The sequence below is a fragment of the Actinomadura rugatobispora genome, from assembly GCF_042656285.1.
Lineage (GTDB): Bacteria > Actinomycetota > Actinomycetes > Streptosporangiales > Streptosporangiaceae > Spirillospora > Spirillospora rugatobispora.
Genome location: NZ_JBHSON010000007.1, coordinates 137,942 through 162,630, shown reverse-complemented (window position 1 = coordinate 162,630; position 24,689 = coordinate 137,942). Strand labels below are relative to the sequence as shown.

The 24,689-nt window shown below is 69.9% G+C and carries 28 protein-coding genes and 1 pseudogene; 9 read left to right on the top strand and 20 right to left on the bottom strand.

The window, feature by feature from the left end; all coding sequences use genetic code 11:
* The first annotated feature begins 5 nt into the window (after positions 1 to 5).
* A complete protein-coding gene (locus ACFPZN_RS07220) occupies positions 6 to 1,013 on the top strand; it encodes a FecCD family ABC transporter permease (protein ID WP_378281009.1) in 1,008 nt (335 codons plus the stop codon).
* Complete coding sequence (locus tag ACFPZN_RS07215; RefSeq protein ID WP_378281008.1) at positions 1,013 to 1,780, top strand: ABC transporter ATP-binding protein; 768 nt, start codon at positions 1,013 to 1,015, stop codon at positions 1,778 to 1,780. Before ACFPZN_RS07220 ends, ACFPZN_RS07215 begins: the two co-directional genes overlap by 1 nt.
* 68 nt (positions 1,781 to 1,848) lie before the next feature.
* On the opposite strand, the gene ACFPZN_RS07210 is transcribed toward ACFPZN_RS07215, so the two are convergent.
* Together ACFPZN_RS07210 and ACFPZN_RS07205 are read right to left on the bottom strand one after the other, a co-directional pair.
* A complete protein-coding gene (locus ACFPZN_RS07210) occupies positions 1,849 to 2,409 on the bottom strand; it encodes a sigma-70 family RNA polymerase sigma factor (protein WP_378281007.1) in 561 nt (186 codons plus the stop codon).
* Positions 2,410 to 2,582: 173 nt separating this feature from the next.
* Entirely contained in the window at positions 2,583 to 3,170 is a 588-nt protein-coding gene (locus ACFPZN_RS07205; RefSeq protein ID WP_378281006.1) for a hypothetical protein, read from the bottom strand.
* Between the two features lie 269 nt (positions 3,171 to 3,439).
* On the opposite strand from ACFPZN_RS07205, the gene ACFPZN_RS07200 reads away from it, so the two are divergent.
* Entirely contained in the window at positions 3,440 to 4,471 is a 1,032-nt protein-coding gene (locus tag ACFPZN_RS07200; RefSeq protein ID WP_378281005.1) for a dipeptidase, read from the top strand.
* A gap of 506 nt (positions 4,472 to 4,977) precedes the next feature.
* Here the strand turns inward: ACFPZN_RS07200 and ACFPZN_RS07195 are convergent.
* Complete coding sequence (locus ACFPZN_RS07195) at positions 4,978 to 6,129, bottom strand: CobW family GTP-binding protein (protein ID WP_378281004.1); 1,152 nt, start codon at positions 6,127 to 6,129, stop codon at positions 4,978 to 4,980.
* A 74-nt stretch (positions 6,130 to 6,203) separates the two neighbouring features.
* Here ACFPZN_RS07195 and rpmB point away from each other — a divergent pair, with 74 nt between their 5' ends.
* Genes rpmB through rpmF form a run of 3 tightly spaced genes read left to right on the top strand, consistent with a single transcriptional unit; the run spans position 6,204 to position 6,918 of the window.
* The gene (gene rpmB / locus ACFPZN_RS07190; protein WP_378281003.1) at positions 6,204 to 6,440 is read left to right on the top strand and encodes a 50S ribosomal protein L28; all 237 of its coding nucleotides are present in this window, start codon (positions 6,204 to 6,206) and stop codon (positions 6,438 to 6,440) included.
* On the top strand, positions 6,440 to 6,745 hold the full coding sequence (gene rpsN, locus ACFPZN_RS07185; RefSeq protein WP_378281002.1) for a 30S ribosomal protein S14: 306 nt from the start codon (positions 6,440 to 6,442) through the stop codon (positions 6,743 to 6,745). The genes rpmB and rpsN overlap by 1 nt, the downstream gene beginning before the upstream one ends.
* 8 nt (positions 6,746 to 6,753) lie before the next feature.
* Entirely contained in the window at positions 6,754 to 6,918 is a 165-nt protein-coding gene (gene rpmF, locus ACFPZN_RS07180; protein ID WP_378281001.1) for a 50S ribosomal protein L32, read from the top strand.
* A gap of 282 nt (positions 6,919 to 7,200) precedes the next feature.
* Here rpmF and ACFPZN_RS07175 read toward each other — a convergent pair whose 3' ends face one another.
* Positions 7,201 to 7,566: a hypothetical protein gene (locus tag ACFPZN_RS07175; protein WP_378281000.1), complete on the bottom strand. Its 366-nt coding sequence runs from the start codon at positions 7,564 to 7,566 to the stop codon at positions 7,201 to 7,203.
* 824 nt (positions 7,567 to 8,390) lie between these two features.
* Positions 8,391 to 8,576, bottom strand: coding sequence for a hypothetical protein (locus ACFPZN_RS07170; RefSeq protein WP_378280999.1), 186 nt, complete (start codon positions 8,574 to 8,576; stop codon positions 8,391 to 8,393).
* A 13-nt stretch (positions 8,577 to 8,589) separates the two neighbouring features.
* On the opposite strand from ACFPZN_RS07170, the gene ACFPZN_RS07165 reads away from it, so the two are divergent.
* On the top strand, positions 8,590 to 8,715 hold the full coding sequence (locus ACFPZN_RS07165) for a hypothetical protein (protein ID WP_378280998.1): 126 nt from the start codon (positions 8,590 to 8,592) through the stop codon (positions 8,713 to 8,715).
* A 295-nt stretch (positions 8,716 to 9,010) separates the two neighbouring features.
* Here ACFPZN_RS07165 and ACFPZN_RS07160 read toward each other — a convergent pair whose 3' ends face one another.
* The 11 genes and pseudogenes from ACFPZN_RS07160 to ACFPZN_RS07110 form a co-directional block, all read right to left on the bottom strand.
* A complete protein-coding gene (locus ACFPZN_RS07160; RefSeq protein ID WP_378280997.1) occupies positions 9,011 to 9,658 on the bottom strand; it encodes a hypothetical protein in 648 nt (215 codons plus the stop codon).
* Complete coding sequence (locus ACFPZN_RS07155; RefSeq protein ID WP_378280996.1) at positions 9,658 to 10,290, bottom strand: RNA polymerase sigma factor; 633 nt, start codon at positions 10,288 to 10,290, stop codon at positions 9,658 to 9,660. The genes ACFPZN_RS07160 and ACFPZN_RS07155 overlap by 1 nt, the downstream gene beginning before the upstream one ends.
* A gap of 169 nt (positions 10,291 to 10,459) precedes the next feature.
* Positions 10,460 to 10,718 (bottom strand): annotated as a pseudogene (locus ACFPZN_RS07150) (integrase core domain-containing protein); the annotation flags it as partial.
* Between the two features lie 208 nt (positions 10,719 to 10,926).
* Positions 10,927 to 11,547: a TetR/AcrR family transcriptional regulator gene (locus tag ACFPZN_RS07145; protein ID WP_378280995.1), complete on the bottom strand. Its 621-nt coding sequence runs from the start codon at positions 11,545 to 11,547 to the stop codon at positions 10,927 to 10,929.
* A gap of 373 nt (positions 11,548 to 11,920) precedes the next feature.
* Positions 11,921 to 12,679 (bottom strand): SDR family NAD(P)-dependent oxidoreductase, encoded by a 759-nt coding sequence (locus tag ACFPZN_RS07140; RefSeq protein WP_378280994.1) that lies wholly within the window; start codon positions 12,677 to 12,679, stop codon positions 11,921 to 11,923.
* 149 nt (positions 12,680 to 12,828) lie between these two features.
* A complete protein-coding gene (gene trxB / locus ACFPZN_RS07135; RefSeq protein WP_378280993.1) occupies positions 12,829 to 13,797 on the bottom strand; it encodes a thioredoxin-disulfide reductase in 969 nt (322 codons plus the stop codon).
* Between the two features lie 44 nt (positions 13,798 to 13,841).
* A complete protein-coding gene (locus tag ACFPZN_RS07130; protein ID WP_378280992.1) occupies positions 13,842 to 14,678 on the bottom strand; it encodes an SDR family NAD(P)-dependent oxidoreductase in 837 nt (278 codons plus the stop codon).
* A gap of 5 nt (positions 14,679 to 14,683) precedes the next feature.
* Positions 14,684 to 15,364 carry a DsbA family oxidoreductase gene (locus ACFPZN_RS07125; RefSeq protein ID WP_378280991.1) on the bottom strand — a complete coding sequence of 227 codons (681 nt, stop codon included), beginning with the start codon at positions 15,362 to 15,364 and terminating at the stop codon, positions 14,684 to 14,686.
* A 95-nt stretch (positions 15,365 to 15,459) separates the two neighbouring features.
* Positions 15,460 to 16,371: a 4-hydroxy-tetrahydrodipicolinate synthase gene (gene dapA / locus ACFPZN_RS07120; RefSeq protein ID WP_378280990.1), complete on the bottom strand. Its 912-nt coding sequence runs from the start codon at positions 16,369 to 16,371 to the stop codon at positions 15,460 to 15,462.
* The gene (locus tag ACFPZN_RS07115; RefSeq protein WP_378280989.1) at positions 16,368 to 17,516 is read right to left on the bottom strand and encodes a cupin domain-containing protein; all 1,149 of its coding nucleotides are present in this window, start codon (positions 17,514 to 17,516) and stop codon (positions 16,368 to 16,370) included. The genes dapA and ACFPZN_RS07115 overlap by 4 nt, the downstream gene beginning before the upstream one ends.
* A 159-nt stretch (positions 17,517 to 17,675) precedes the next feature.
* Positions 17,676 to 18,470, bottom strand: a complete 795-nt coding sequence (locus ACFPZN_RS07110) for an IclR family transcriptional regulator (protein ID WP_378280988.1) — start codon at positions 18,468 to 18,470, stop codon at positions 17,676 to 17,678.
* 162 nt (positions 18,471 to 18,632) lie between these two features.
* Between ACFPZN_RS07110 and ACFPZN_RS07105 the strand changes: the two genes are divergently transcribed.
* The gene (locus tag ACFPZN_RS07105) at positions 18,633 to 19,253 is read left to right on the top strand and encodes a flavin reductase family protein (protein WP_378280987.1); all 621 of its coding nucleotides are present in this window, start codon (positions 18,633 to 18,635) and stop codon (positions 19,251 to 19,253) included.
* 175 nt (positions 19,254 to 19,428) lie between these two features.
* Here the strand turns inward: ACFPZN_RS07105 and ACFPZN_RS07100 are convergent, their stop codons facing one another.
* The 3 genes from ACFPZN_RS07100 to ACFPZN_RS07090 form a co-directional block, all read right to left on the bottom strand.
* Positions 19,429 to 19,992, bottom strand: coding sequence for a hypothetical protein (locus ACFPZN_RS07100; RefSeq protein WP_378280986.1), 564 nt, complete (start codon positions 19,990 to 19,992; stop codon positions 19,429 to 19,431).
* Positions 19,993 to 20,046: 54 nt separating this feature from the next.
* Positions 20,047 to 22,053, bottom strand: coding sequence for an MFS transporter (locus tag ACFPZN_RS07095; protein WP_378280985.1), 2,007 nt, complete (start codon positions 22,051 to 22,053; stop codon positions 20,047 to 20,049).
* A 147-nt stretch (positions 22,054 to 22,200) separates the two neighbouring features.
* A complete protein-coding gene (locus ACFPZN_RS07090; RefSeq protein ID WP_378280984.1) occupies positions 22,201 to 22,977 on the bottom strand; it encodes an SDR family NAD(P)-dependent oxidoreductase in 777 nt (258 codons plus the stop codon).
* Positions 22,978 to 23,127: 150 nt separating this feature from the next.
* Between ACFPZN_RS07090 and ACFPZN_RS07085 the strand changes: the two genes are divergently transcribed.
* Positions 23,128 to 23,895, top strand: coding sequence for a dienelactone hydrolase family protein (locus ACFPZN_RS07085; RefSeq protein ID WP_378280983.1), 768 nt, complete (start codon positions 23,128 to 23,130; stop codon positions 23,893 to 23,895).
* Positions 23,896 to 23,962: 67 nt separating this feature from the next.
* Here the strand turns inward: ACFPZN_RS07085 and ACFPZN_RS07080 are convergent, their stop codons facing one another.
* On the bottom strand, positions 23,963 to 24,583 hold the full coding sequence (locus ACFPZN_RS07080; RefSeq protein WP_378280982.1) for a carboxymuconolactone decarboxylase family protein: 621 nt from the start codon (positions 24,581 to 24,583) through the stop codon (positions 23,963 to 23,965).
* Between the last annotated feature and the right edge of the window lie 106 nt (positions 24,584 to 24,689).

Below are 24,689 nucleotides of genomic sequence, written 5' to 3'. Positions count from 1 at the left end.
GGCCGATGACCTGGTTCCTCCTCGCGGGCCTGCTCCTGGCCCTGATCGCGTGCTCGGTGGCGGCGGTCTCGATCGGCTCGGTCAACCTGCCGGTCGCCTCGGTCTGGAACACGATCGGCGCGCGGCTCACCGGCGCCGGCCCCGGCGACCCGCTGCGCGACCAGGTCGTGTGGGACATCCGCACGCCGCGCGTGCTGCTGGCGGGCGTCGTCGGCGCCGGGCTGAGCGTGGCGGGCGTGACCTTCCAGGCGATGGTGCGCAACCCGCTCGCCGACCCCTACATCCTCGGCGTCTCGTCCGGGGCCTCCCTCGGCGCCGTGCTCGTCGTGGCGTTCGGCGCGACCGCCCTCGGGGGCCTCGGGGTGACGGGCGCGGCGTTCCTGACCGCGGCGCTGAGCGTGCTGCTGGTGTACGTGCTCGCGCAGCGCGGCGGCCGGCTGCTGGATTCGCGGCTGGTGCTGGCCGGGGTCGCCATCGGCTACCTGTGCTCGGCCGCCACCAGTTACATCCAGCTCCAGGTGAGCCCGACCGAGCTGCACGGGCTGATGTTCTGGCTGATGGGCAGCATCGCGGGCGCCTCCTGGTCCGACGTGGGCGTCCCGGCCGCCGTCATCGCCGTCTGCACGGCGTTCCTGCTGTCCCAGGCCCGGAACATGAACGCCCTGATGGCCGGGGACGACGCCGCGGCCGGGCTCGGCGCCTCGGTGCGGTCGCTGCGGATCGCGCTGCTGGTGACGGGGTCGCTGCTCACCGCGACGGCGGTGAGCGTCGTCGGCGGGATCGGGTTCGTCGGGCTGATGGTCCCGCACGCGACGCGGTTCCTCGTCGGCGGCGACCACCGGCGGGTGCTGCCGGTGGCCATGCTGCTCGGCGCGGTGTTCCTGGTCTTGGTCGACATCGCCACCCGCACCGTGGACCGTCCGAACGAGCTTCCGGTCGGCATCTTCACCACCGCGCTCGGCGTGCCCTTCTTCCTGTGGCTGCTGCGGCGCCGTGCGACGGGAGGCGTGTGATGCGGCTGGACATCGCGGGCCTCACCGCCGAGATCGGCTCCAAGCGCATCATCTCCGACATCGACCTGGTCGCCGAACCCGGCCGCTTCGTCGGGCTCATCGGCCCCAACGGCAGCGGCAAGTCGACGCTGCTGCGCACCGTCTACCGGGCACTGCGGCCCACCGGCGGGATCGTGTCGCTGGACGGGCGGAACCTGTGGCGGATGCCCGCCAGACAGGCCGCCCGGCAGCGCGCGGTGGTGACCCAGCACGGCGACCTGAGCGCCGAGTTCTCCGTCGGCGAGGTCGTGGCGATGGGCAGGGCCCCGCACAAGGGCCTGTTCGAGCGGGAGAACGCCGCCGACCGCGCCGTGGTCGACGAGTCACTCAAGCGCGTGGACATGCTCTGGGCGATCGACCGGCTGTTCTCGACACTGTCGGGGGGCGAGCGCCAGCGCGTCCTGGTGGGCAGGGCGCTCGCCCAGGAGGCCCCGCTGCTGGTACTGGACGAGCCGACCAACCACTTGGACGTGCGCGCGCAACTGGCCCTGCTCGACCTCATCCGCTCGCTCGGCCTCACCCTGCTGGCGGCACTGCACGACCTCGACCACGCGGCGGCCTACTGCGATCACCTGGTGGTGCTGCAGGACGGCCAGGTCAGGGCGGCGGGCGCGCCCCTGGAGGTGCTCACCCCCGAGTTCGTCGCAGAGGTCTTCGGCGTCCGCGCCCATATCGGGGCCCACCCCATCACCGGACGGCCGCACATCGCGGTGGCCTCGTTCACCTGACCCGTGCGGTAACTGCGCGCGGGAAGCGCCCCCTGGACCGGAAGGCGTCCCGGTCCAGGGGGCACCGGTCAGGCCGGCCGCTCGGCGGCGCGGATCGTCCCGGCCAGCTGTGCGCGGGTCCGGGCCACGCGTGAGCGGACCGTGCCGATCGGGCATTGCAGGGCGTCGGCGGCCTCCGCGTAGGACAGGCCCAGGATCTGGGTGAGGACGAACGGCGCGCGCCTTTCCCACGGCACCTCGTCCAGGAGGGCGGTCAGCGCGACGCCCTCCTCCCAGCCGGGAACCGCGCCGGCCTGGCTCCGCTCCACGACGTGCTGCCATTCGGCCAGGCCGGTGACCACCGGACGGCGGGCGGCCGACCGGTAACGGTCGATGACGACCCGCCGCGCGATGGACAGCAGCCAGGTGCGCGCGGACGAGCGCCCGGCGAACGCGGGCAGGCCGCGCAGCGCGCGCACGAACGTCTCCTGGGTGAGGTCCTCGGCCCGGTGGGCGCCGTCCAGATGGGAGATGAAGCGCTGCACGTCGGCGTAGACGGCGCCGAAGAACCTCTCCACGTCCGCGGGCGTTCCCCGGCACGCGGACAGGGCGAGTTGGGTGAGTTGCTGGTCGTCGATGGCGGACTTCACGCTGATCGTTCCCTTGAGTGGTCGGCACGCGGCTTGCGCCGTGCGTCTGGAACCGCGGGGTGCGCACCGGCGTGCGCCGCACGCCGTCGGGCAGCCCGCAGACAGGTCGGAGCGCCGGACGGCCCGGCCGTCCGGCGGCATGCGTCACCCCGGTCCGACCGCGGGTCACATGGTCAGACGAGGGCGATGCGCCGTGCCGGGGGGCCTCGCCGCGCCATGACGTGCCTGAGCACCCGCGCCGGCACGGGGTGGCGCTGCCAGAAGAACGGCCTGGACGGCGCGGCCCCGTACGGGGCGGGGGGACGCAGCCAGACCAGGGTCCGCAGTGCCCAGGCGGCCACGCAGCGCACAAAGGAGCACAGTGCCGCCTCGCCCTGTTCGAGCCACCACGACGTGATCAGCACCGCCACGGCGTGCATCAGCAGCATCCCGAATCCGGACGACCCGTCCGCGTCGTGCACGGCCGTCCCGTGCGAGGCGGCGGCGTCCGCGGCCGCGGCCGTCCCCTGCGGGGCGCAGCATCGTGACAGCAGCAGGTGCAGCCCGACCTCGCAGATCGCGACAGCGGGCAGGATCTCGCCGATCGTGCGTTCGCGGCGGGTCAGCATCAGCGCCGGGACGAACATCAGGACGAATCCGGCGGTCAGGAGGGACGGTGCCACCTTCCCCCCGCCGGCCAGGTGGCCGACCGCGGCAAGCCCGGCGCAGGTCACGGAGAACGCCGCCGCGCGGACCACGCGCACCGCCGACCACAGCTCCATGGGGTGTGGAACCCTCCAGGGCTCTTGAGTAGCGGCACCGGTTCACGCATCGCAGCCGACAGGGCAACTCTATGCGGCACCGTTCGGCTCGTCCATGCCTGCCCGCGGTCATGCCCGCCCCGGACCCCACGGCCTGAATGGGACGGCTGGGCAGCGGTGCTCCTGGCCGGACTCTCGATCATCGCGACCATCACCGGCGTCGAACGTACGGCGCGGGGAAGCCGACCGATAGCGGTCCGTTTGTCCGGCCACCCCCTACAGTGCCGGTCATGCCTGTTGATTTGCATGAGAGCGCAGTGGTGGCCGATGCCCACAACGACCTGCTGATGGCGGTGGTGGCCCGCCCGCCCGCCCGGTGGGCGTCCTTCTTCAGGGAGCGGTGGCTGCCGCAGTTGCGCGCGGGCGGAGTCGACCTCCAGGTGCTCCCGGTGTTCATCGACGACCGGTTCAGACCCGAAGGGGCGCTGCGCGAGACGCTCCGGATGATCGAGTGCGCCCACGCGATCGCCGAGGGGAACACCGAGGAGGTCCGGCTCTGCCTCGACGGACCGCAGATCGACGCGGCCCTGGCCGAGGGGAAGATCGCGCTGGTCCTCGCGCTGGAGAGCATGCCGGGGCTGGACGCGAACATCGAGCTCCTCGCGACCGTGCACCGGCTCGGTGTCCGGGTCGCCTCGATGGCGCACTGGGGACGCACCCCGCTCGCCGACGGCAGCGGCGAGGACGCCACCGCAAGCCGCCTGACCGCCGCGGGCGTCCAGGCCGTGGCCGAGATGGAACGGCTCGGCATCCTGCTGGACATCTCCCATCTGGGCGCGAGCGGGGTGGACCACGCCCTCGAACTCGCGTCCCGGCCGGTGATCGCCACCCATTCCAGCGCCCGCGCCCTGCGCGACCACCACCGCAACCTGACCGACGACCAGATCCGGGGCGTCGCGGCGTCCGGCGGCGTGGTCTGCGTGAACTTCCTGCCGGGTTTCCTGGCCGCGGATCCGTCCGGCTACACCATCGCCCGGCTGGCCGACCACATCGAGCACGTCGCATCGGTGGCCGGCATCGACCGCGTCGGCCTCGGCCCCGACTTCGTCCACGAGGTCTTCTCCGACCTCACCCCGCCCTGCTGCGAGGACCCCGCGGCGACCGCCGGCTTCGACGTCATGGCCACCCTCCCCGGCCTGGCCGGCCCCTCGGGCCTGCCCCTGCTCACCGGCGAACTCCTCGCCCGCGGCCTGCCCGAGCCCGACATCCGCAAGATCCTCGGCGGCAACCTCCACCGGCTGCTCACCGCCCAACTCGCCTGATCCGAGTCGCTCCCGGCCGTTCCGATCCTCCGCAGAGGCGAGACCAGTCGACGGGCTTGCCGAACCAGCGGGAGAGGTGCTCGTCCAGGCCCTGCTGATCGTCGCCGATCCAGGCGACATCCAGCGCCGCAGTGGGATCCGCGAGGTGTTCACCCCGCCACCCCTGGTTCCCGGCAGGGCTCGCCGCCCTGACGGCCGTCATCGCCACCGGATATTCCGCGACCGGTGTGGCGCTACCACTGACCAGCCGCGAGTCGGCGCCCTGCCCGGACTCGCCGCCTACGTTCTCACCGGCAATGGTTCACCGCCACCCAGCGAGAGCTCGCCCCGGACAAGCACGCACGCGTGTCGTACCTGGACTTCCTGCTGTCCTACGGCTTGGCCCCGCTCGGACTCGCCCTGCGAGAGCAGCGGCCATCACCATCACGTGACCTGTCGCTCCTGCGGTGCGTTCACCGGCGCGGCCGACCTCGCCGCTTCACGTCGCACGCCGCGTCTCCGCACCTTCAGCCGGCGGCATTGAGGTCGAGGAGATCGGCGAAGGGGTCGTCCACCGCGGTCATGGGCTCGCCAGGAGCCAGCAGGCAAGCGTCCAGAAGCGCGTGGATCTCTCCCTGGTCGAGTCCGGGGCCGGTGAGGACGAGGTGCTGGACCCGGTCGCCGTGCTCGGGCGTCCAGTCCAGTGAGGCGGCCAGGCGGCGCGCGGGCGGGATGTTCTCCCAGGCCGATTCGGGGAGCGCGGCCAGCCAGGGACCGGTGTCCTCGATGCTGACGATGCCCGCGACCGCGTCCCAGGCCAGCAGCCGATCCGGGCGGTTGGCCAGCCAGAACCGCCCGCGGCTGCGCACCGACCGGGTGGCGAGGTCGTCCATGGCGTCGAAGAACCGCCCCGGATGCAGAGGCCGGGTGCGATGCCAGACCACGGTGTCGACCGCGGGCGTGTGCGCCATGCAGGGCAGTTGCGCGCTGGCCGGGTCGACACGCGCGGCCAGCTCATGGACGCACAGACCCGGTCCGGTGACGACCGGCAGCGAGTCGCGGGGCAGGACGATCGGCGTCATCGGGGTCAGGTGCCCGAGCACCTCGCGGCACAGTTCGATGTCGTCCTCGTCGACCGGGGGCAGCGGGGCCGGCATGGTGTCCGGGACGACGAGCACGGTGGCGTACTCGATCTGGTGGGCCAGCACCTCGGCCAGATAGCGCTCGTCGCCGACGGCGGCCTGCTTGCCGATCTCCGCCAGTCGCTCACCGCGGCAGATGTCGGTGGGCATCAGTTCGGCGTCCAGGGCGGTCAGCACCCCGGTGAGCCGGAGCTCGGCGTCCGCCTCGGGATGGCCGACCACTTCGGCGACCGACTTCGGTTCGACGCTGTCCCACAGGTCCACCACCAGCAGTGGGGCCTGACTCGCGTACCGCAGCAGCTGAGGAATCAGGTCGAGGCCGACGGTGCAGGCCACGCAGCCATGCTCCAGCCGGACGGCGACCTGCTCGCGCACCACGTCGGCGTCGCGGACGGTGCGAACCACCAGCCCGCCGGTGATCTGGCGCAGGTCGTGGTGGATCGCCAAGGCGCCGGGGTGCTCGCGCAGCAGCCGGTCGACGACGGCGGCACGGGCCGCACCGTGCAGTCCGGCCACCAGCACGACGGGAACGGACATCGAGACCCCTTCTCTCCGCAAATGAAAACGGTTATCGCTATCATTCCATGCACGGAGGAGAGAAAGGAGTGGCGATGCCCGCGCGTTGCCAGCTCACCGGGGCCCAGCCGGGCTTCGGCAAGAAGGTGTCGCACTCGCACCGGCGCACCTCGCGCCGGTTCGATCCCAACATCCAGACCAAGCGGTGCTGGCTGCCCAGCGAAGGACGGCACGTGCGGCTGCGGCTGTCCGCCCGCGCGATCAAGACGATCGACAAGATCGGCATCGAGGCCGCCGTCGCCCGTATCCGCGCCCGAGGAGAGAAGGTCTGATGGCCAAGAAGAGCAAGATCGCCGCCAACGAGCGCCGCCGGGCCACCGTCGCCCGGTACGCCGAGCGCCGGGCCGAGCTGAAGCGCCTCATCCGCAGCCCGCACACCGACGAGGAGACCCGCGCGGGGGCCGTGGCCGAACTGCGGCGGCAGCCCCGGGACGCCAGCGCGCCCCGTGTCCGCAACCGCGACGCCGTTGACGGACGCCCGCGCGGGCACCTGCGCAAGTTCGGCCTGTCACGAGTGCGTTTCCGTGAGCTGGCCCACCGCGGCGAACTGCCCGGTGTCACCAAGTCGAGCTGGTAAGGAGCGTCATGGCCGTCCCCAAGCGCAAGAAGTCCCGCAGCAACACCCGCAAGCGCCGGGCCCAGTGGAAGGCCGAGCGGCCCGATCTGGTGCCCCTCACCGTCGAGGGACAGCAGCTCATGGTGCCGCGCAACCTCGCCCCCGCCTACCGCCGCGGGCTACTGCGCCCCTGAGCACCTTGAGCGCGCAAGGTTCCCATGACCGACCCGCCCCACGGGGAGGGTGAGCCTCACCACGACCGATCGCCTTTACGATGTAGATCATCACTAGGCGAACCTTCGACGAGTTGAGGCCGGTCACCAACGAGGGCACCGCCACGATGCACGCCTTCCGCGCAGGTCTCGTGGCGGTGGCTCCCCGTTCGACACTCCGGCCACGAAGCACGAAACGGCGGCTCAGAGCACTTCAAGCCAGCGTGACGCGCGGCTGGAAGCCCTGTCGGTACCGGTCGTCGATCAAGATGGCGCGGTCGCCTTCTTCACCTGCTCCCCCTTGATGAGCGCTTCGGCAAGAAGCCGGCTGCCTTCTCCGGGTTCGTTGAACCCACAGTCGATCGCCCGGTCGAACCTCCGTTCCTCGGCGGTGCCGGCGATCGGGACGCCGATCTCGGCGGCGTCCGCGAAGCACTTCGCTCCCGCGTCATAGCGCTCGCACCCCTTCTTGGCGCTCTCCTGGACGGGGCGGAGACGATCACTCGGCGGGCCGATTCGGCTCAACTCACGACTGCACCCGCGCAGCATCGTCGCGTACCCGCGCAGGGTTCCCGCGGTAAGGGTGGGACTGTCGTCCGCGACCCGCTCCTTATCGATCTTCTGATGCATCTTCCTGATCGACTCGAGCCACTCTAGTTCTTGCGGGGTTATCGGACCTGTCACCGCCGTGGCAGGCGCGCTCGCCCGGGGCTCGGCCGTCGCGGTCGGAGGATCGCCCTCGCCAGTACAGCCGGCGAGTGGAAGAGCAAGGGAGATGATCGATGTCAGAAGGACCGTATGCCTTGGGGCACGCCACTCCGCATGCTTGAGTCGTGCGCGCATCAGAAACCTTCCCCGTGCAGTTTCTGTTTACCTTGTTGCGTCATTCGAAGGCCGGTGCGTTGGCCATTGTCCCGGTGCGGTGAGTCGGCAGGCCGTCATGTCACTCATTTGGGTTCGCGGCGAACTCCTTTTACTCCCTGGTTCATGCCACTAGGACGCGTCAGACAATTGATCGGTTGTCCCGCCATAGGCGGTAGCGGACCGACCACCGACCTTGCAGTCGGACAGGGCGGCGCGACTATGCAGGTAGAGGGCATGCTGCAGCTCATGACCACTGACCGAAGGCGGTCATCTCGACTCCGATGTAAACCGGGTGAGCTCCTTGTACGACGCGACCCCAAATCGTGGATGGATGAGAAGTTCCGCGCCGCGTCATCCATCGACCCAGCCAACCCGTTGATATGTCGCAAAAACAGTTTAAATTGGTGATGTCGGGTGTGATGTTGAGGTTGAGGCCCGTGATGGTCAGGAGCCGTCGATCATGCCGGTCAGGGAGCAGGGCGGCACACGCTCTCAGCCGGGCTGAGCGCGGGAGCGTCGGCAGGCAAGTGGCCTCAGCCAGTCGGAATGGGCATCGATAAACGCCCGCATCGCCACCGAGCGGTGAATGTTCAAGTTGTTACGGTCTCCCCACCGGGCAGCTGCGTGTCCGGGGCGGTGGCGGCAGTCCACGGCTTGTCCTCGGCCTGGCCCCACACCGACGAGCAGAGGCGCCCGCCGGGCTTGAACACGCGGTACATGTACCCGAACCGCACCGAGACGCTGTCGAACGCGGCCACGTCGAGCATCTGTGGCACGAGGTCGGTCAGCATGACACGCGAGCGCCGCGATGCTCAGCCCCGGCCCGGCGCCCGAGGCGATGTCGAGGTGGTGCCGGCCCTCGGCGATATGGACGGCGTCGATGATCGCCACGCCGACCGGGTGCAGCTTTCGTGATCAACGCGTCCCACGTCTCCCCGCCTGCGGCCAGCTTGGCCCATGTCGTGCGCTGGGCGTCCCTGGCCTCGTCGGGGCACGGCATCGGCCCCGCTGTCGACGCGGGCACTGCTGGTGGGAGCAGATGATGCCGGTCCGGGAGCGGTCAGCCGATCTGCTCGGCCCGCGCGACGAAGATACCGGCGGGGCCACGGTCATGAGCCGCAATGATGCTGCGGTAGATGCTCGACCGGCTGAACTGATACAACGGCGCCCCGGGTTGTGGTCCGGGGCGCCGTCGAGGGTACGGCGTTCGTCACCAGGGCTGGACGGAGTCCTCCAAGACGCACGGCGCTACACGGCCGTTGGCGATCCAGCCGTTGAACGCGCTTCCCGCGTTCTCGGGGTGGTAGTACTCGATCACCGCCGTCTGGCCGGGTTTGATCGCGGACGGGCCGAGCTTGGTGACGAACCCCATGGATACGTGGTGGCTCTCAACGAAGGTGAGCAGGGTGTGCCGGTACTGCTCACGCGGCGCAGGATCGGTGATCCGGGGTGGACGGCACCGCTTGCCACCCGGCACGAAGTCCACCACGATGTTGACGCCCATCGCGCGCAGGTCTGCCTGGAGCTTCTTGGCGTCCTCCCACCTGTGGATCTCGATGGTGATGGTGCCGTCCGCGTTCTCGGCCACGGCGTAGGCAGGTGTCTGGCCGACGGCGGCGGACAGGCCCACCGCCAGGGCCGTGGCAGCGGCGAGCGCGGGGATCAGGACGACCGGTCGCCGCCACAGACGGCGCCGCCCCCGTTGCGCGGGCCCCGGGGCCTCGCGGAGCTCACCCATCATGAACTCCTTGATCGCCCGACGCCGCTCGCCCGGCAGCTCCCGCTCCGCAGGGGCAGGTAGCAGCCGCGCCAGTTCGTCGCGCTCGCCCAGGCCGGGGTGAGACGGAGTGATGTCCATCAGTTCTCCTCCAGAACGGATCGGATCGCGATGCCGCGTTCATCGGTTACCTGTCCACGGCCGCCCCGCGGTTCCGGTGTCGTCTGGCCCGACCGAGACGGCCTGACCTGCCTGGTCAGCTTCTTGCGCGCCCGTGACAGCCGTGAGCGGACCGTGCCCACCGGCACGCCGAGCGCCTGCGCGGTTTCGGCATAGCTCAACCCGGCCCACACATACAGCGCGAACACCTCGCGCTCGCTCGGGCGCAGCGCCGCCAGCGCCGTCCGCACGGCCGCCACTTCCTCGGCGTCGTCGACGCGTTCGGTGACCGACTCGGCGAAATCCGGCACCGCCTCGGCTGGTGGTAGCCGGGCCAGCGCTTCCTCATAACGGCGCGCCGCACGCCGTACGTTGCGAGCGACATTGGTCGCGATGCCCAGCAACCACGGAAGCAGCGAGCCGCCGTCCCGATCGATCCGGTCACGTAGCCGCCACGCCTCAAGGAAGGTCACCGACAGCACGTCCTCGGCGACCGACCAGTTCCCCGTCAGCCGGAAGGCGTGGTTGTACACCCGACGGGAGTGTTCGTCGAACAGACCCTCAAAGGCGACCGCATCGCCCGCTCGTATGCGGGCTCGCACATTTGTCTCCACGCCCTGCACTGTCCGTCCCACCCCACCAGGTTCCCGCCCGCGCTCACCGCCACCTCACCGGCGGCGGTCGCCGGGGCCCAACAAACTGGTGACCTCGGCGATCGCCTCCGGCGAGGGTGGAAGTAGCGGCGCACGTTCTCCGGGCTCCCCCGAACTGTGAACACCGATTTCAGGCGGCAGCGAGCCGGCTGCCGATGGTTCCCTCGTAGTTGATCGGTGAGAGTTGTCCGAGGCGGGAGTGCCTGCGGCGGGTGTTGTAGCGGGTGGCCCAGCCGAAGACGGGCCTGGCGTGTTGTGGGGGCGGTGGGCCGTTGCCGGGCGCCTTGCGGGGTTACGCGTTTGAGCGTGGCGTTGAGGGATTCGGCGGCGGCGTTGTCGACGCTGGTGCCAACCGCGCCGCGGGACCGGATGACGCCCAGCCGGTCGCAGAAGGTGTGGTGCCGACGTGTGCGGCGTTCTGGTCTCAGACTGACCTCAGGCGTGATCGCCACCGGGGTCGATCTGGCGCGTTTGAGATGGTCAGGATGGGTGGGTCGCGTGCGACTCGAACCCACAACCTCGCGCGCCAGGCGCAGCAGGTGTGCCCGAGGCGGCCGCCGATCCGCCAGCCCCCGGATTCCTGGCCCGCCTGCCTGGTCAGGTTGTCGCGGCCATCTTGTGGATAAGCCAACGCAGGTGGTGGCGGAAGCGGCGAAGCGTCTGCGGATCGTCTGGCGTGCGCCGTTCGCCGGACTCGTCCAGATAGCCGGATTGCAGGTAGCCGTAGATCGACCAGCCGAGCGTCCATAGCGCTGCCTCGGGGTCGGCGTCGGGGCCGAGGGCCGACCGGACGACTTCGACCGCTTCCCTCACCCGGGGAACGATGATCTCTTCATTGATCCCGGCGACGTCACGGGCATCGGAGAACCAGCGATGAACCAACAGCCGGGGCAGTTCCGGATGTTCCCGGCAGTACTCCAGGTACCGATCCACGAACCGGATCAGACCGCCGACGTCGGGCGTGTAGTCCCCCCTCATCGACTGCACCTGGTCCTGCCATTGCTGTGCCGCCCAATTCATCGACGTCACGTACAGAGCCCGTTTGCCGCCATGGCGATCGGCCACGGTGCTCTGATCGACACCGGCGGCGTCCGCGATCATCTGCGTGGAGACCATGTCATAGCCCAGTTCGGCGAACAGCCGAACGGCGGCGGCCCGCACGCGGGCGTCCTCCGCGGCGTCACCACGCCGCCCGATCGATGTACCGTGGTCTGCCATAGTGCTCACCACCAGGCCATCTAGCTGCAAGAACGACCCCCTCGACCCTACAGGCACCCCAAAATTCAAGCAAGGTCCTCACCGTCACCGGCTGTGCACGTGGTCGGCGTCCATGGATCGGCCCGCTCCCGAGAAGGCTCTGACCGCAGGTTGTGCCAGGTCTTCAATTGAGCGATGGGCGACGCCGAATTCACCGGCGCCGTGGTGGCCCTCGTCGGCCAGCGCCGGCGGCGGGGCCTACGTGGCCCGGTGAACAGCGCGCGAAGCCTCTGGCGGGTGGTGCGGATCTTGGTCGATCGCCATATCCGGCGGATCAGACCGATCCCGCGATCGCGCTGTGACGTGGGCACCCCCACCGAGGATAAAGAGCCCCTCAGCAGATCGTGAGACCGCCGTCGGCGACGATGGTCGAGCCGGTGAGGTAACCGGAAGCCCGGGTGGCGAGGAAGAGCACCGTCATGGCGAGTTCCTCGGGTTCGCCCAGCCGTGGGATCGGCAACCTTTCGACTTGGCCGTCGAGAAAGCCTTCATCGAGCTGGCCGGTCATCTCGGAGGTGAAGAAGCCTGGGGCAACGGCGTTCACCCGTATCCCCTTCCGCGAGGACCACTGTACGGCCAGGTCGCGGGTCAGCCCGAGCAGCCCTGCCTTGGACGCCGAATAGGCGGCCTGCGGCAGCCCGCCCGAAACCAGCGCCGCGACACTCGACACGTTGACGATCGCGCCGCCCGTGTCCATGACGGCGGCGGCCGCCTGCGCCATCCAGTAGCAGCCCATGAGGTTCACCTCCAGTACCGAGCGGAAGTGTTCGGGACTCTCCCGTGATGCCGGGACGGCCGCAGCGATGCCGGCGCTGTTCACCAGAACGCCCACCGGTCCCATCTGCACCGCGATCTCCGCGACTCGCCGGCACGTCTGCGGATCGGTCACATCGGCCTGGACGCATCTGGCCTGCCTGCCCAGTCCTCGCACCGCTTCTGCGGTGGCCTCAAGGCGATCGGCGCGCCGCGCCGCCAGCACCAGATCGGCACCGACCTCCGCCAGGCCCACGGCACACGCCGCGCCCAGCCCGGAAGAGGCGCCGGTCACGATGGCCACCTGGCCGTCGAGCCGGAAACGATCGAGTACTCCCACAACGCTCTCCCGACCCGGGTAGACGATCTACCCGTAGATGCAAACGGATCTCTTGGAGCGGGGCTCCGCCACAACCGCTGAGACGTCGGCGCTGCCCGGCGACGGGCCATCGCGGTCGAGGCGGCAGGCGGGTCGGCCTGGCAGCGGCGTCACGGTTTCGCGGTCAGCCTCACGGGCACGGCGGGGTCAGCGCCTTGATCGGCGAGCCAGCGCTCAGCGTCGATGGCGGCGGAGCAGCCGGTCCCGGCCGCGGTGACGGCCTGCCGGTACGTGTGATCGACAAGATCCCCGCACGCGAAGACGCCGGGCACGCTGGTGGCGGTCGTAGGGGCGTTCACCAGCACATAGCCGTTGTCGTCGAGGTCGAGCCGGCCCCGGAACAGGTCACTGCGCGGAGCATGACCGATGGCGACGAACAGGCCGGTCGCCTGGAGGAGGGACTCTTCGTTCGTTCCATGGCTGCGGATGCGCACACCGTTGACCCGGTTCTCGCCCAGGACGTCGATGATCTCGCTGTCCCAGATGAAGCCGATCTTCTCGTTGGCGAAGGCGCGGTCCTGCATGATCCTGCTGGCGCGCAGGCTGCCGCGGCGGTGCACCACGGTGACACTGCGAGCGAACCGGGTCAGGAAGATCGCCTCTTCCATGGCCGTATCGCCTCCGCCGGCCACCACGATGTCCTGGCCGCGGAAGAAGAACCCGTCACAGGTCGCGCACCAGGACACTCCACGACCCGACAGCCGCTTCTCGTTCTCCAAGCCCAGGGCGCGGTGTTCGGAGCCGGTGGCCGCGATGACCGACCGCGCCAGGTAGGCGTGGCCACCGGCCTTGACGACCTTGGGCGAGGCGGTGAGGTCGACCTCGGTGGCGTCGTCGGCGAGGAGTCGAGCGCCGAACCGCTCGGCCTGTTTGCGGAGGTGACCCATCAGCCGGGGCCCCGCGACGCCGTCGGGGAAGCCGGGAAAGTTCTCGACGTCGGTGGTGTTCATCAGCGCTCCGCCCGCGGTCACCGATCCCTCCAGGACCAGCGGCTCGAGGTCGGCGCGGGCCGCGTAGATCGCAGCGGTGTAGCCCGCCGGGCCCGAGCCGATGACGATCACGTTGTGAACCGCACTCATGGTCGCTCCTTCGTGGCGTCGGTCGTGTCGCTCGGCGGGCCCGGTCAGCCGAGTGCCCAACCACCGTCGACCTCGACGACCTGACCGGTCATGAAGGCCGCCTCCCCGGAGGCCAGGAAGGCGATGACTCCGCAGATGTCCTCGGTCGTCTGCTCGCGCGGTATGCATTGCTCTGATCGGACCTGTTCGGCGATGCCGAGCAGCATCTCCGGCCGCGTGGCGCGCTCGGCCTTGTCCATCAGCACCATGCCCGGCGAAATGGCGTTGACGGTGATTCCGAAAGGGCCCAGTTCTCGGGCCATGGCACGGGTGAGTCCCTCGACACCGGATTTGGCCGCTATGTAGGGCGCCAGGCCCAGTGGGAAGGCGCGCCGTGTGGTCGTGCTCGAGACGTTGATCACAGTTCCGCGGCCGGCGCGTTTCATGGCGGGGATGACCGCCTTCGCCGCGAGCCATGTTCCCGTCAGGTTGACCGACAGGACACGATTCCACTGTTCGAGAGTCAGCTCCTCGGCCGGGCCGGGAGCGACCATGGCGCCGCCGGCATTGTTGACCAGGATATCAATGCGGCCCAGCCGTTCGAGTACGGCCGCCACCATTCCGTCCAAAGCCGGCTCGTCGGTCACATCGACACCGAAGTGTTCGGCCTTGCCACCGCGGCTCCTTATCGTCTGCGCCGTCATGGCCGCGGCCGCGTGATCAACGTCGACGGCGACGACCGTGGCGTTCCTCTCGGCCAGCTCCAGAGCATAGGCGTGGCCGAGACCGCGGCCGGCTCCAGTGATGATCGCGACCTTGTCATTCAGTTCTGGCATGGAGTCAGCCTTCTTTGCGATGCCGGCGCGCCCCAGCGTGGACGCGGTCGTGTTGTTGATGGACACGCTGTTCACGCTCGGGTTCTTTCGCCGAGCAGGCGCCGCAGGGTCGCGGTCAGCGCGGTACGCGGCTCGGTGGCGCTGAAGGCGGCTCGGCCATCGGCCACCACGGCGGGTACTCCCCGTACGCCTAGGTCGGCGGCAAGGCTCTGGTCATTGACGACCTCGGCGGCGAACCGCGGGCCGGCGAGCATGTGCCGGGTCACCTCGCGATCAAGGCCGACCTGGACGGCGATCTCCAACAGCGCGCCGTGGTCGGAGATCGGCAGACCTTCGCTCCAATAGGCCTGGTAAAGCCGTAGTGCCAGCTCGGTCTGGAGGCCGTGCTCTCCGGCCAGGTGCACCAGCCGGTGCGCGTCCGCGGTGTTGCCGGGGCGGGCAAGGTCCGGCAGGAAAGCGATCCCCTCCGCGGCCGCCACGGGCCCGATCCGGGCCGCCGCGGCCCGCGCCGCGTCCCGGCTGCCGTTGAACTGCGCCAGGTAGTCGTAGAGGTCGCCGCCAGGGCGCCGGCCGGCAGGGCGGGGATCGAGTTGGAAGCTGCGCCAGCGCAACTGGAACGCCGTCTGATCGGGCAGTCCGGCCAGCGCGTCCACCAGACGCCGGGTGCCGTAGTAGCAGTGGCCGCAGATGAAGTCGGACCACAGATCGAACGTCACCACGGCGGCACCGCGGGAACGTGGGGGGGCACTCATGATGGCCATTCCTTGTTGGTCTTCTTTTCTGGCGAATCTTGGTTCGGCAGTGCGTCAAAGGTGATCTGGTGACGGAACAGTCGGCCGGGCGAGCCTCACTTCAGGCGCTGCGCCAGGCGTACGGCCAGCTCGTCCAAACGGGCACGGACTTCGCCGACGGGCGGTGACAGCGGGGGACGATGTTCACCGCCGGCCAGCGTTCCAAGCCGGGTCATGAGGTACTTGATCGGTATCGGATTGGTGTCCCAGAAGACCGCCTGATTGAGCTCGAAGAGTTCGTAATGCAGAATCCGTGCCATGGCGAGATCACCCTTGGCCACGGCCTGGCAAAGCTCGGCCACCCGTCTCGGAACGATATTGCCGACGGCGTTCATGAGGCCGGATGCACCGATTCCCAGCATGGGGAACGACATCTCCTCCAGCCCGCAGAAGAGCCGGAAGTCCGGGCCCAGCGTGGTCAGCAGTTCCGTCGCCCAGGCCAGATCGGTGGAGGCGTGCTTGACCCCGACGACATTACGGGCCTCCTCCGCCACCCGGCGCACGCTGTCGACGGTCATGGTGACGCCGCTGCGACCCGGAATGTGATAGATGAGCACCGGTAGATCGACAATGGACGCCACGCGCGTGAAGTGGTCGATCAGCCCTCGTTGCGGCGGCTTGATGTAGTAGGGCGTGACGACCAGCAGGGCGGCGGCCCCCGCTCCGGCGGCGTGCCGGGACAGCTCCAGCGTCTCGGCCAGGGAGCCGGCACCGGTCGCGGCGACCACCGGGATCCGGCCCTGCGCGGCGCCGACCGCGACCTCGTAGCAAGCGGCCCGCTCCGCGCCGGTGAGAACACTGGGTTCACCGGACGTTCCGGTGACCACCACTCCGTCGGACCCCGCCTCCACCTGACGCTCGACCTGGGCGGCGAGGGCGTCGTAGTCCACCTGCCCGTCTGTGAACGGGGTGATGAGGGGCACGTAGGAACCGCGGAGAAATGCGGGCGGTAGTTCGGCGGCGCTCACATCTGGTCCCTGTTGGTGGACCAGCCGGCGTGCGAGCCGATGAGCAGCGGTGGCCGTTTGAGGTCCTCTTGCCACATGAGGGAGTCCATCGCCAGGTTGAGCGGGCTGTCCTGCACGGTCAGCTCGTAAACGTCCTCCTCATGGCTGACGTGGTTGTGCACGGCCCATCCAGGAGCCGACAGCATCAGGTCGCCGGCCTTCCATTCGTGGACCTGGCCCCCCACCGTGCTGTGGCCGCTGCCCTGGAAGTAGTAATTGACGGCGGCGGCGGTGTGCCGGTGGGGCCGGTCGACGATGCCCGCCGGCCTGATCGTCATCGTGGCGAAGAAGTTGTGCGTGGTGCCGTTCGTCCGACCGGTGGCGGGATTGTAGAGCAGGTAGAGGCGCCTTCCCCGGTAGGAGGGGCCGAGCGCGTGGAGCTTGTCCAGCTCTTCCTTGACCTTGTGCCAGCGCCACATCAACGAGGGAGACTCGTTCACCGGAGGGTTGACCAGCCGTTCGTAACACATGAGCCAGGCGCCTTCGTCGTCGAGGGGGAAGGTCTCCTCGAACGGGGTGGCGGACGACTCCTCGCCGGTTTCCTCGCCGCCCAGGACACTTTCCCCGGGGTTGACGTCCACATAGTGGATGTTCAGCTTCTCCAGCAGCGCGGCGTTGCTGTAGACGAGCCGTACCTGGCGTTCCGCGGTGTCGTTGACGTGGACGTAGGTGGCCATCGAGGGCATGTTCCAGACGTCGTGGCGCTCGAACGGCCGGGCCGATCGCGTGCGCGCGCCGACGATCGCGGTGCCCCCGCCGGCGATGCAGAAGACCACCTGCGAGGAGTTGTGCCGGATGGGCGCCGTCCGCTCCCCTGGCAGCAGCACTTCGAGCGCCACCTGGATGCCCGGAGCCAGCCCGTGGCCCGGCCCGACGTCGCGCGGATGCACGATCAGCGACCGGCGGCGGCCGTTCTCCGGCCGTGGCGCCTCCGACAGCCGTTCCACCTCGGCGTCGATCTCCTCCTTTGTGATCACGATCGACGGCCACAGGTCGTCGAGCGCGGGCGCGGGAGCCCCGATCTGATCGATGAAGAGAGCCCCGTGGGCGGGACCGTCCGGGTTCCCCACCACCATCACCACCCTTTGCAGAACCTTTTTCTGCATAGTAGAGCACTGTGGAAGTGGGGACAACCGCCCTTTTCCAGGACCACGCCCGAGACGGAGGCGATGGAGCGCGCCCGGTGCGCAGCGGGCCCGGGAATGACGAAGCGCCTGTCGAACCCGGTGGTGGGGCTCGACAGGCGCTGCTGAGCGGTCGGCGGATCAGCCCGACAGAGACTCCTGGAAACGGGCCGCCGTCTGCTTGAGCTCCTCCGCCATCTGCTGCATGCGTAGATCGTCGAGACGGCTGAGGGGGGCGCCCACGCTGAGCGCCGCCACGCACAGCCCCTGAGGCCCGTGCACGGTGGTCGCCAGGGAGCCGACCCCCTCCTCGAGTTCGCCGAAGTTGAGGGCGTAGCCCCGTGATCGGACGGACTCCAGATCGATCAGAAGCTGGCTTCGCATGCCGATGGAGCGCGGTGTCGGCTGGGGAAGGCGCTCCTGCGGATACAGCTCCAGCAGGCGCTCCCGCGACAGCTCGGCGAGGAGCGCCTTGCCGACGGAGGTGCAGTGCGCGGGTTGCAGCGTGCCGGCCCGGGAGATCACACGGAGCGCCCAGTGGCTCTCCCGCCCGTCGACATAGAGCACCTCGGTGCCCTCCAGGGTGGCCAGATGGATCGTCTCGCCCAGCCGCTCGTTGAGCTCGTCGAGGAAGGGCTGGGCCGCCTCGCGCAGATCGGAGCGGCGTGCGGCCTGCAGCCCGATCGACAGCAGCATCGCCCCCGGGACGTACAGCTTGGACATGGGGTCCTGCGACACGTAGCCGCGGTAGACCAGCATCGCCAGTAGGCGGTGAGCCGTACCGGTGGCCACGCCGAGGACCTCGGCGGCGTCCTTCACCCGGATGCGCTCGCGGTCGCGGAACAGCGACAGCAGGCGGAGCGCGTTGTCGACCGATTCGATCGGGTAGCGGGGCGCCGGGCCGTAGGCTCCGGGCGTACCCTGCGACGATTCCATGGTACAGAATCTAGCAGTCACTCAGGACCACGAACGCACCCTCGCGGCTCTCCGCGGTTCCCTGCCGCTCACCCATCTCGCCCCTCCTGTGCCTACCCAGGCGTGCATCATCAAGGCTTCTCTGTTATACAGAATCATAATCTGCAATTGTGGAGGATCACCGTGAACGACTTCGAGATCGACGTCTCGGCGCTGTCCGCACGGCGCGTCTATTCGCTGCTCACCTCCCTCGTGGTGCCCCGGCCCATCGCATGGGTCGCCACGGTCGACACCGCGGGGCGCAGCAATCTGGCGCCGCACAGCTACTTCAACATGGTCTCCAGCGAACCGCCCATCGTCCACTTCACCAGCAGCCGCAGGCGTGGCCTGGTGAAGGACTCCGCTCGCAACGCGCGCGACACCGGCGAGTTCGTGGTCAACGTGGTCAGCGCGCCGCTGGTCGAGGCCATGAACCTGACCAGTGCGGAGTTGCCCCACGGCGAGGACGAGTTCGCCTGGGCGGGCATCGAGGCCTGCGAGAGCCGAACGGTGCGGCCCCAGCGCGTCGCCCGGGCACCTGCCGCGCTGGAGTGCAAGGTCGTGCGGATCTTGGAGATCGGTAACGGCACCATGGTGTTCGGGCAGGTGCAGTGGATCCACATCGCCTCGGCGGTGTTCGACGGTCACCGGGTGGACGCCAAGGCGCTGGAGCCGATGGCCAGGCTGGGCGGCCCGCTGTACACGCCCATCGCCGAACCGTTCACACTCCAGCGCCCTGGCCCGCCCGCAACCGAAACGCCCTAGGCTGAGTTTCAAAGCCCGGCCCACGGCGCTCGCCTGGCGGCTCACCCCTGACCGGGCCTTGGCGAGCACGGCATCGCTTCGTGATCTGGCCGATGACACTCGCCTCCGGCTTCGCCTCACCGCCCAGATAACGCGCTCGCGCGGTACCTGAGGGCACGTCGAGACAGGCCCTGGCTCACCCGCCGCCCACCGGCTCGTCGAAGACGGAGCCGACCGGCGGCTGGATCGCGAAGGCGTTGGCGACGGTGGCATGCGCGGTGTAGCGGGCGACCAGGAGCGTGACACCGATGGTGTCGCGCTCCCCCAGCACCCGCACGGCATCGTCGAGTTCCGCGGCGACGTCGTGTCCGTGCCGGGCCACCATCGCCAGCGCCAGCCGACGGGCGCAGGCGGCGGCCGGTCCGAGAGCGGCCGGGTCGCTTCCGGCCCGGCCGCCGGCCGCCGCGATCCACTGCCGGTCGAAGCCGAGCCGCAGTGCCAGCCGCTCGTGCTGGCAGCGCTCGTAGTCGTTGCTCAGTTCCGTCGCCACCGTCAGCGCCACCGCCTCGGTGACCTCGGCAGGCAGCGCCTCCTTCAGCGCCTCGGTGAACCGGTGGAAGGCCAGCAACGCGGCCGGCTGGTGCCCCGCCAGGGCGAAGAACTCCCCCAGGTAGCCCAGCCGCTCGACGCGGGGCGCCAGAGCGGCACGCAGGTCGTCGTCGAGCTCGTCGTACCGCAGGCGCCGGACGGCGTCGGACATCAGGACTCCTTGGTCGTTCGTACCTCGCGGGACACCCGGGACGACGGTGTCGCCCTACCGCCGCCGGGCCTGCTCGACCACCCGCGGCATCTTCAGCTCGATCTCGCCGTCGGCGGCGGGGACGCCGCACATGCCGTCGACCTGCAGCACCTGGAACATCCGCCGGCCGGCCTCCCAGGTGCCGGCCATGATGCACAGATCGACGATCTCCTCGTCGCCGAACGCGGCGTGCATGCGCTCCCAGAAGTCCTCGTCCTGGGCCAGTGAGAGATGGTCGCCCCCATGCCGCTCGCAGAACTCGGCGGCGAGCCGTTCCCGCTCGGTGTAGTCGGGGGCCGAGGCGTACTGCAGGACGTTGGCGTAGAAGCTCTCCGGGATGGGCTCCTCGCAGAACCCCGGCCGGTCCCGCCACATCCTGACCTGCCGGCAGTGGTTGCAGCCCATCATGTGGGCCATGAGCATCCGGCACAGTTCACGCTCTCGCGGCGACAGCGTGCTCTCGTTGTCGTACTGGGCCGCCATGGACTCGGCCCGGTGCCGGTTGAGGGTCGGCGACCCGGCCTTGCTCATGACGTACGCCATCGGGTCCTCACCCTCGGGCACGTTGATCCTGACCATCGTGTTCTCCTTCCGTGGAGCCCGCTTCCGCGCGCGGGCCGGCGCTGTCTTCACGAGTCCTTCACCGCTCTCCGCCTCAGCGGGGGCGGGAGGCTCGCTCTCGGACGTTCCTCTTCGCGGGGGGCCGACCGGCGGGTCGGCGATGCGGCCGGAGACCGTCCAGCAGAGGACGGCCGCCAGGACGAGCCCCCCGGAGATCAGGTACATCGGCACGGAGAAGCTGTCCGTGCGCTGCCGGACCTCACCGATGATCCAGGGCATGGCGAATCCGGCCAGTGAACCCGTGGCGTTGATCAGTGCGATGGACACCGCGGCCGCGGCCCCCGTGGTGAGCTGCGAGCAGATCTTCCAGAACGCGGGAAACGCCCAGGTGACCACGCCGCCCCCGAACGCGAGCAGCGCGAAGCCGACTGCGCCGCCGCCGACCAGCACACTGGCCGTCATCCCGGCCGCGGCCAGCAGGCACGGCACGATGATCTGCGGCCGCACGCCGCCGCGCCGGTCGACCAGCCGCCCGCCCGCCCACGCGGCGAGGGCGGCCACCAGGTAGGGGACGGCGGCCAGCAGGGTCGCGGCCGTCGTCCCCGCACCGAACGCGGACTTCATGATCGAGGGCATCCACAGCTGCAGTCCGGTGGTGTTGGCCTGCAGGAGGAACCCGATGACGGCGAAGGTGAGCACGACGGGACTCAGCAGCACCGCCCACACCGCTCGCGAGCCGAGCGCGTTCCTGCCGTCCTCGCGAGGTTCTCCCGACCGGGCGGACCCGGTGTCCAGCGCGGCGAGGAGGACGCGGCGCTCGTCGTCGGCGAGCCATGGGGCCGTGCGGGGATCGTCACTGAGGTGGCGCAGCAGCACGAAGCCGAGGACCACGGCAGGGGCCGCCTCGAGAAGGAAGAGCCACTGCCAGCCGTCCAGTCCCAGCAGGCCGTCCAGCCGCAGCAGTTGCCCGCCCAGCGGAGCGCTGATCACTCCTGCCAGCGGGGCCGCCAGCAGGAGTGTGCCGAACGCCCTGCCCCGGTACTCGGCGGGATACCACCGGGCGAGGTAGAAGATGACACCCGGCAGGAACCCGGCCTCGGCGGCACCCAGCAGAAGGCGCAGCGCGTAGAAGGAGCCGGGGCCGGAGACGAAGGCCATCGCGGCGGCGACGACACCCCAGGTGATCATGATCCGGGCGAGCCAGGCCCGCGCGCCGACCTTGGCCAGGACGGCGTTGCTCGGTATCTCCAGCGCCACGTAGGTGAGGAAGAACAGCCCGGCGCCCAGCCCGTACTGGGCGGCGGTGAGGCCGATCCGCTCGTTCATCGTCAGTGCGGCGACCGCGACGTTGGACCGGTCGAGGATGGCGATGAAGTAGCCGGCCAGGATGATCGGGAAGATCCTGCGGCTGACCTTGCGCATGATTTCGGGCGGGACGGGGTGGGGTGGTCGGGGGTGCATGAGCCTCTCCCGGCAAGACGGGGGTGGGATGGGTAGAGGTCGGCCGAGCCGTCGGTGGGATGCGGGGATCGTGGGCCGTCGCCAGGGCGGCGGGCCGGCGCCGGCGCGAGTGCGGCGCCTGGGCGGGATCGGTGCTCCCCGGCCGGGTCACCCCAGGCCGGCGTTGCGGATACCGGCGGCGCCACCGTCGATGACGATGTTCGTCGCGGTGACCCATTCGGCCTCGTCGGAGGCCAGGTACAGCGCGCAGTGGGCGACATCGGAGGGCTGCCCGATCCGCCCGAGCGGGACGGGCGGGAGCGGCGCGCCGTTCGGCGCCCGCCCCTGGGCGATGATCGCGGCCGTCGCCGGGGACTCGATGAACCCGGGGCTGATCGTGTTGCACCGGATCCGGTGCTCGGCACCCTCGGCGGCGAGTTGGAGCGACAGGGCGACCACACCGCCCTTGGCGGCGGCATGGGCCGTTCCCCACGTGCTGCCGCGCAGGGCGACACCGGAGGCGGTGTTGATGATCGCCCCTCCGCCGCGTTCGATGAGGTGGGGCCATGCGGCCCGGCAGGTGTGGAAGACGAGGTCGAGTTCGTGTCTCAGTGTGAACGCCCAGTCCTCGTCGGGCGTGGTCGCGATGCCTCCTGGTCTCATCGCACCGGCGTTGTTGTAGAGGATGTCGATCCCGCCGGCGGCTTCGACGCCGCGGGCGATCCAGTCCTGCGCCGCCCGCGGGTCGGAGAGGTCGACGTGGCCCAGGGAGATCATGTCACCGCCCGCGGCCCTGATCATGGCGGCGGTCTCGGCGTCGTCGTCGGGCCGGACATCGCAGCCGACGACCCGGGCTCCCTCGGCCGCGAAGGCCAGGGCGGCGGCCCTGCCCTGCCCGCCCGCCGTCCCGGTGATGAAACCGATCTTGCCATCGAGTCGCCCCATCACATTCCCATCGTCAGGAGCTGGACTTTCCCGCTCTCCAGATTCGTATTCTGTATAGTGCAGTCGAAGCGGGGGCCCGTCAACAGTCATGGCGGATCCAGGACGAACGGCTCGGTCGCAGGATCGGGCGGGCAGCAACCAGGAGGACAGATGCCGGGACGAGACGCTCGCCGCTCGCGGGAACCCCTCTCCACCGAGGACGGCCCCCTCTCGCCGCACGCCGCCTGGACCGATCTCGCGACGCCGGCGGGACCGATGCGCGCCTATGCGGCCGAGCCCGGGGGGACGCCCAAAGGGGCGGTGGTGGTGCTGCAAGAGGCGTTCGGTGTGAACGCGCACATCCAGTCGGTGGCCAACCGGCTGGCCACGCACGGCTTCGTGGCGGTGGCGCCGGAGCTGTTCCACCGGACCGGCCACCGCACGGTCGACTACACCGATCGCCCCACCGCGATGGGGCTGATCGCCGAGCTCGGCCCCCAGGAGGTGACCGCCGACGTCGCGGCCGCCGTCGAGCACGCCCGCCTGTACCCGACGTCGCAGGCGACATGCTCCTTGGTCGGCTTCTGCTTCGGGGCCCGAGCGGCGTTCACCGCCGCCACGGCCATCCCCGGCCTCGACGCCGTGGCCGCGTTCTACGGGCCGGGTATCGCCGCTGGACCGCACGCCGTGCTGGACCGGGCCGCCGGCATCTCAGCGCGCATGCTGCTGGTGCACGGCGCCGAGGATCCCACCATCTCCGCGGACGACATCACGGCGACCGAACAGGCCCTGGACGCCGCCTCCGTGCGGTACGAGACGGTCGTCCACCCCGGCGCGGGCCACGCCTTCTGCTGCGACGCGCGTCCCGACGCCTACCGCGCCGAACCCGCTCTCGACGCGTGGGTGCGCCTGCTGCACCTGCTCGAATCCAAGGACTAGCGGTGCACACGTCCCGCCCCCGAGCCGATCGGACCACCACGGGCTCGGGGACGGGCGACGCTCCGCCCTACGGCTTCGGGTCGCGCGGCGGAAGCCGGAAGGGCGGGCGAGGCCGAGGGGCGTACCCCTCCGGTGCGGGAACCTCGGTGACCGGTTCGGCGCGGTCGTCGAACTCGGTGCGCAGGGCACGGCTCATCACGGCGTGCATCGCGTACAGCGCCGTGATGTAGGTGAGCTCGAGGATCTCCTCGTCCGACAGGGACCTCTGCAGCGCGGCGAACAACTCGTCCGGGACGCGGCCGTGGTCGAACGCGATGCAGTCCGCGTAGGACAGCACCGCGCGTTCGAGGTGGCTGTAGGCCTCCGACACCGTCCAGTGGGGCAGGTCCGCCACCTGCTGCTCGGAAGCCCCGGACTGCCGGAGCATCTTGCAGTGCTGGGAGTACACGAACTGACTGCCGCAGGCCCATCCCACCCGCGCCTGGGCCAGTTCGCGCAACAGCGGGCTCAGCAGCCTGTCCGGGCTCTGGTAGAGGGCGAAGCCGCGCACGGCGTGCTCGAACACGTCCGGCACCAGGGCGAACACGGGCTCCCAGTCGCCGGGAGTGCCGCTCTCCGTACCGGGCTGGGCCACCGGATCCCGGTCGCCGTACTTGCGGTCGTACATGTAGCGCACGACCGGGTCCACGGCCTCATCGCGAGGCACCTGTCGAAGCCGGGGCATCGTCCCTCCAACGGCGAAGTGAGTGTTGACTCGATCTCCCGATGCGAAACAGAATAGCAATCTGCTTAAA

What these genes read in the sequence shown, in the direction of transcription:
- ACFPZN_RS07220 (WP_378281009.1), top strand. Translation starts at nt 6, where the DNA reads ATGACCTGGTTCCTCCTCGCGGGCCTGCTCCTGGCCCTGATCGCGTGC.
- ACFPZN_RS07215 (WP_378281008.1), top strand. Translation starts at nt 1,013, where the DNA reads ATGCGGCTGGACATCGCGGGCCTCACCGCCGAGATCGGCTCCAAGCGC.
- ACFPZN_RS07205 (WP_378281006.1), bottom strand. Translation starts at nt 3,170, where the DNA reads ATGGAGCTGTGGTCGGCGGTGCGCGTGGTCCGCGCGGCGGCGTTCTCC.
- ACFPZN_RS07200 (WP_378281005.1), top strand. Translation starts at nt 3,440, where the DNA reads ATGCCTGTTGATTTGCATGAGAGCGCAGTGGTGGCCGATGCCCACAAC.
- ACFPZN_RS07195 (WP_378281004.1), bottom strand. Translation starts at nt 6,129, where the DNA reads ATGTCCGTTCCCGTCGTGCTGGTGGCCGGACTGCACGGTGCGGCCCGT.
- rpmB (WP_378281003.1), top strand. Translation starts at nt 6,204, where the DNA reads ATGCCCGCGCGTTGCCAGCTCACCGGGGCCCAGCCGGGCTTCGGCAAG.
- rpsN (WP_378281002.1), top strand. Translation starts at nt 6,440, where the DNA reads ATGGCCAAGAAGAGCAAGATCGCCGCCAACGAGCGCCGCCGGGCCACC.
- rpmF (WP_378281001.1), top strand. Translation starts at nt 6,754, where the DNA reads ATGGCCGTCCCCAAGCGCAAGAAGTCCCGCAGCAACACCCGCAAGCGC.
- ACFPZN_RS07175 (WP_378281000.1), bottom strand. Translation starts at nt 7,566, where the DNA reads ATGCATCAGAAGATCGATAAGGAGCGGGTCGCGGACGACAGTCCCACC.
- ACFPZN_RS07165 (WP_378280998.1), top strand. Translation starts at nt 8,590, where the DNA reads ATGACACGCGAGCGCCGCGATGCTCAGCCCCGGCCCGGCGCCCGAGGC.
- ACFPZN_RS07160 (WP_378280997.1), bottom strand. Translation starts at nt 9,658, where the DNA reads ATGGACATCACTCCGTCTCACCCCGGCCTGGGCGAGCGCGACGAACTG.
- ACFPZN_RS07145 (WP_378280995.1), bottom strand. Translation starts at nt 11,547, where the DNA reads ATGGCAGACCACGGTACATCGATCGGGCGGCGTGGTGACGCCGCGGAG.
- trxB (WP_378280993.1), bottom strand. Translation starts at nt 13,797, where the DNA reads ATGAGTGCGGTTCACAACGTGATCGTCATCGGCTCGGGCCCGGCGGGC.
- ACFPZN_RS07125 (WP_378280991.1), bottom strand. Translation starts at nt 15,364, where the DNA reads ATGAGTGCCCCCCCACGTTCCCGCGGTGCCGCCGTGGTGACGTTCGAT.
- ACFPZN_RS07115 (WP_378280989.1), bottom strand. Translation starts at nt 17,516, where the DNA reads ATGCAGAAAAAGGTTCTGCAAAGGGTGGTGATGGTGGTGGGGAACCCG.
- ACFPZN_RS07110 (WP_378280988.1), bottom strand. Translation starts at nt 18,470, where the DNA reads ATGGAATCGTCGCAGGGTACGCCCGGAGCCTACGGCCCGGCGCCCCGC.
- ACFPZN_RS07100 (WP_378280986.1), bottom strand. Translation starts at nt 19,992, where the DNA reads ATGTCCGACGCCGTCCGGCGCCTGCGGTACGACGAGCTCGACGACGAC.
- ACFPZN_RS07095 (WP_378280985.1), bottom strand. Translation starts at nt 22,053, where the DNA reads ATGCACCCCCGACCACCCCACCCCGTCCCGCCCGAAATCATGCGCAAG.
- ACFPZN_RS07090 (WP_378280984.1), bottom strand. Translation starts at nt 22,977, where the DNA reads ATGGGGCGACTCGATGGCAAGATCGGTTTCATCACCGGGACGGCGGGC.
- ACFPZN_RS07085 (WP_378280983.1), top strand. Translation starts at nt 23,128, where the DNA reads ATGCCGGGACGAGACGCTCGCCGCTCGCGGGAACCCCTCTCCACCGAG.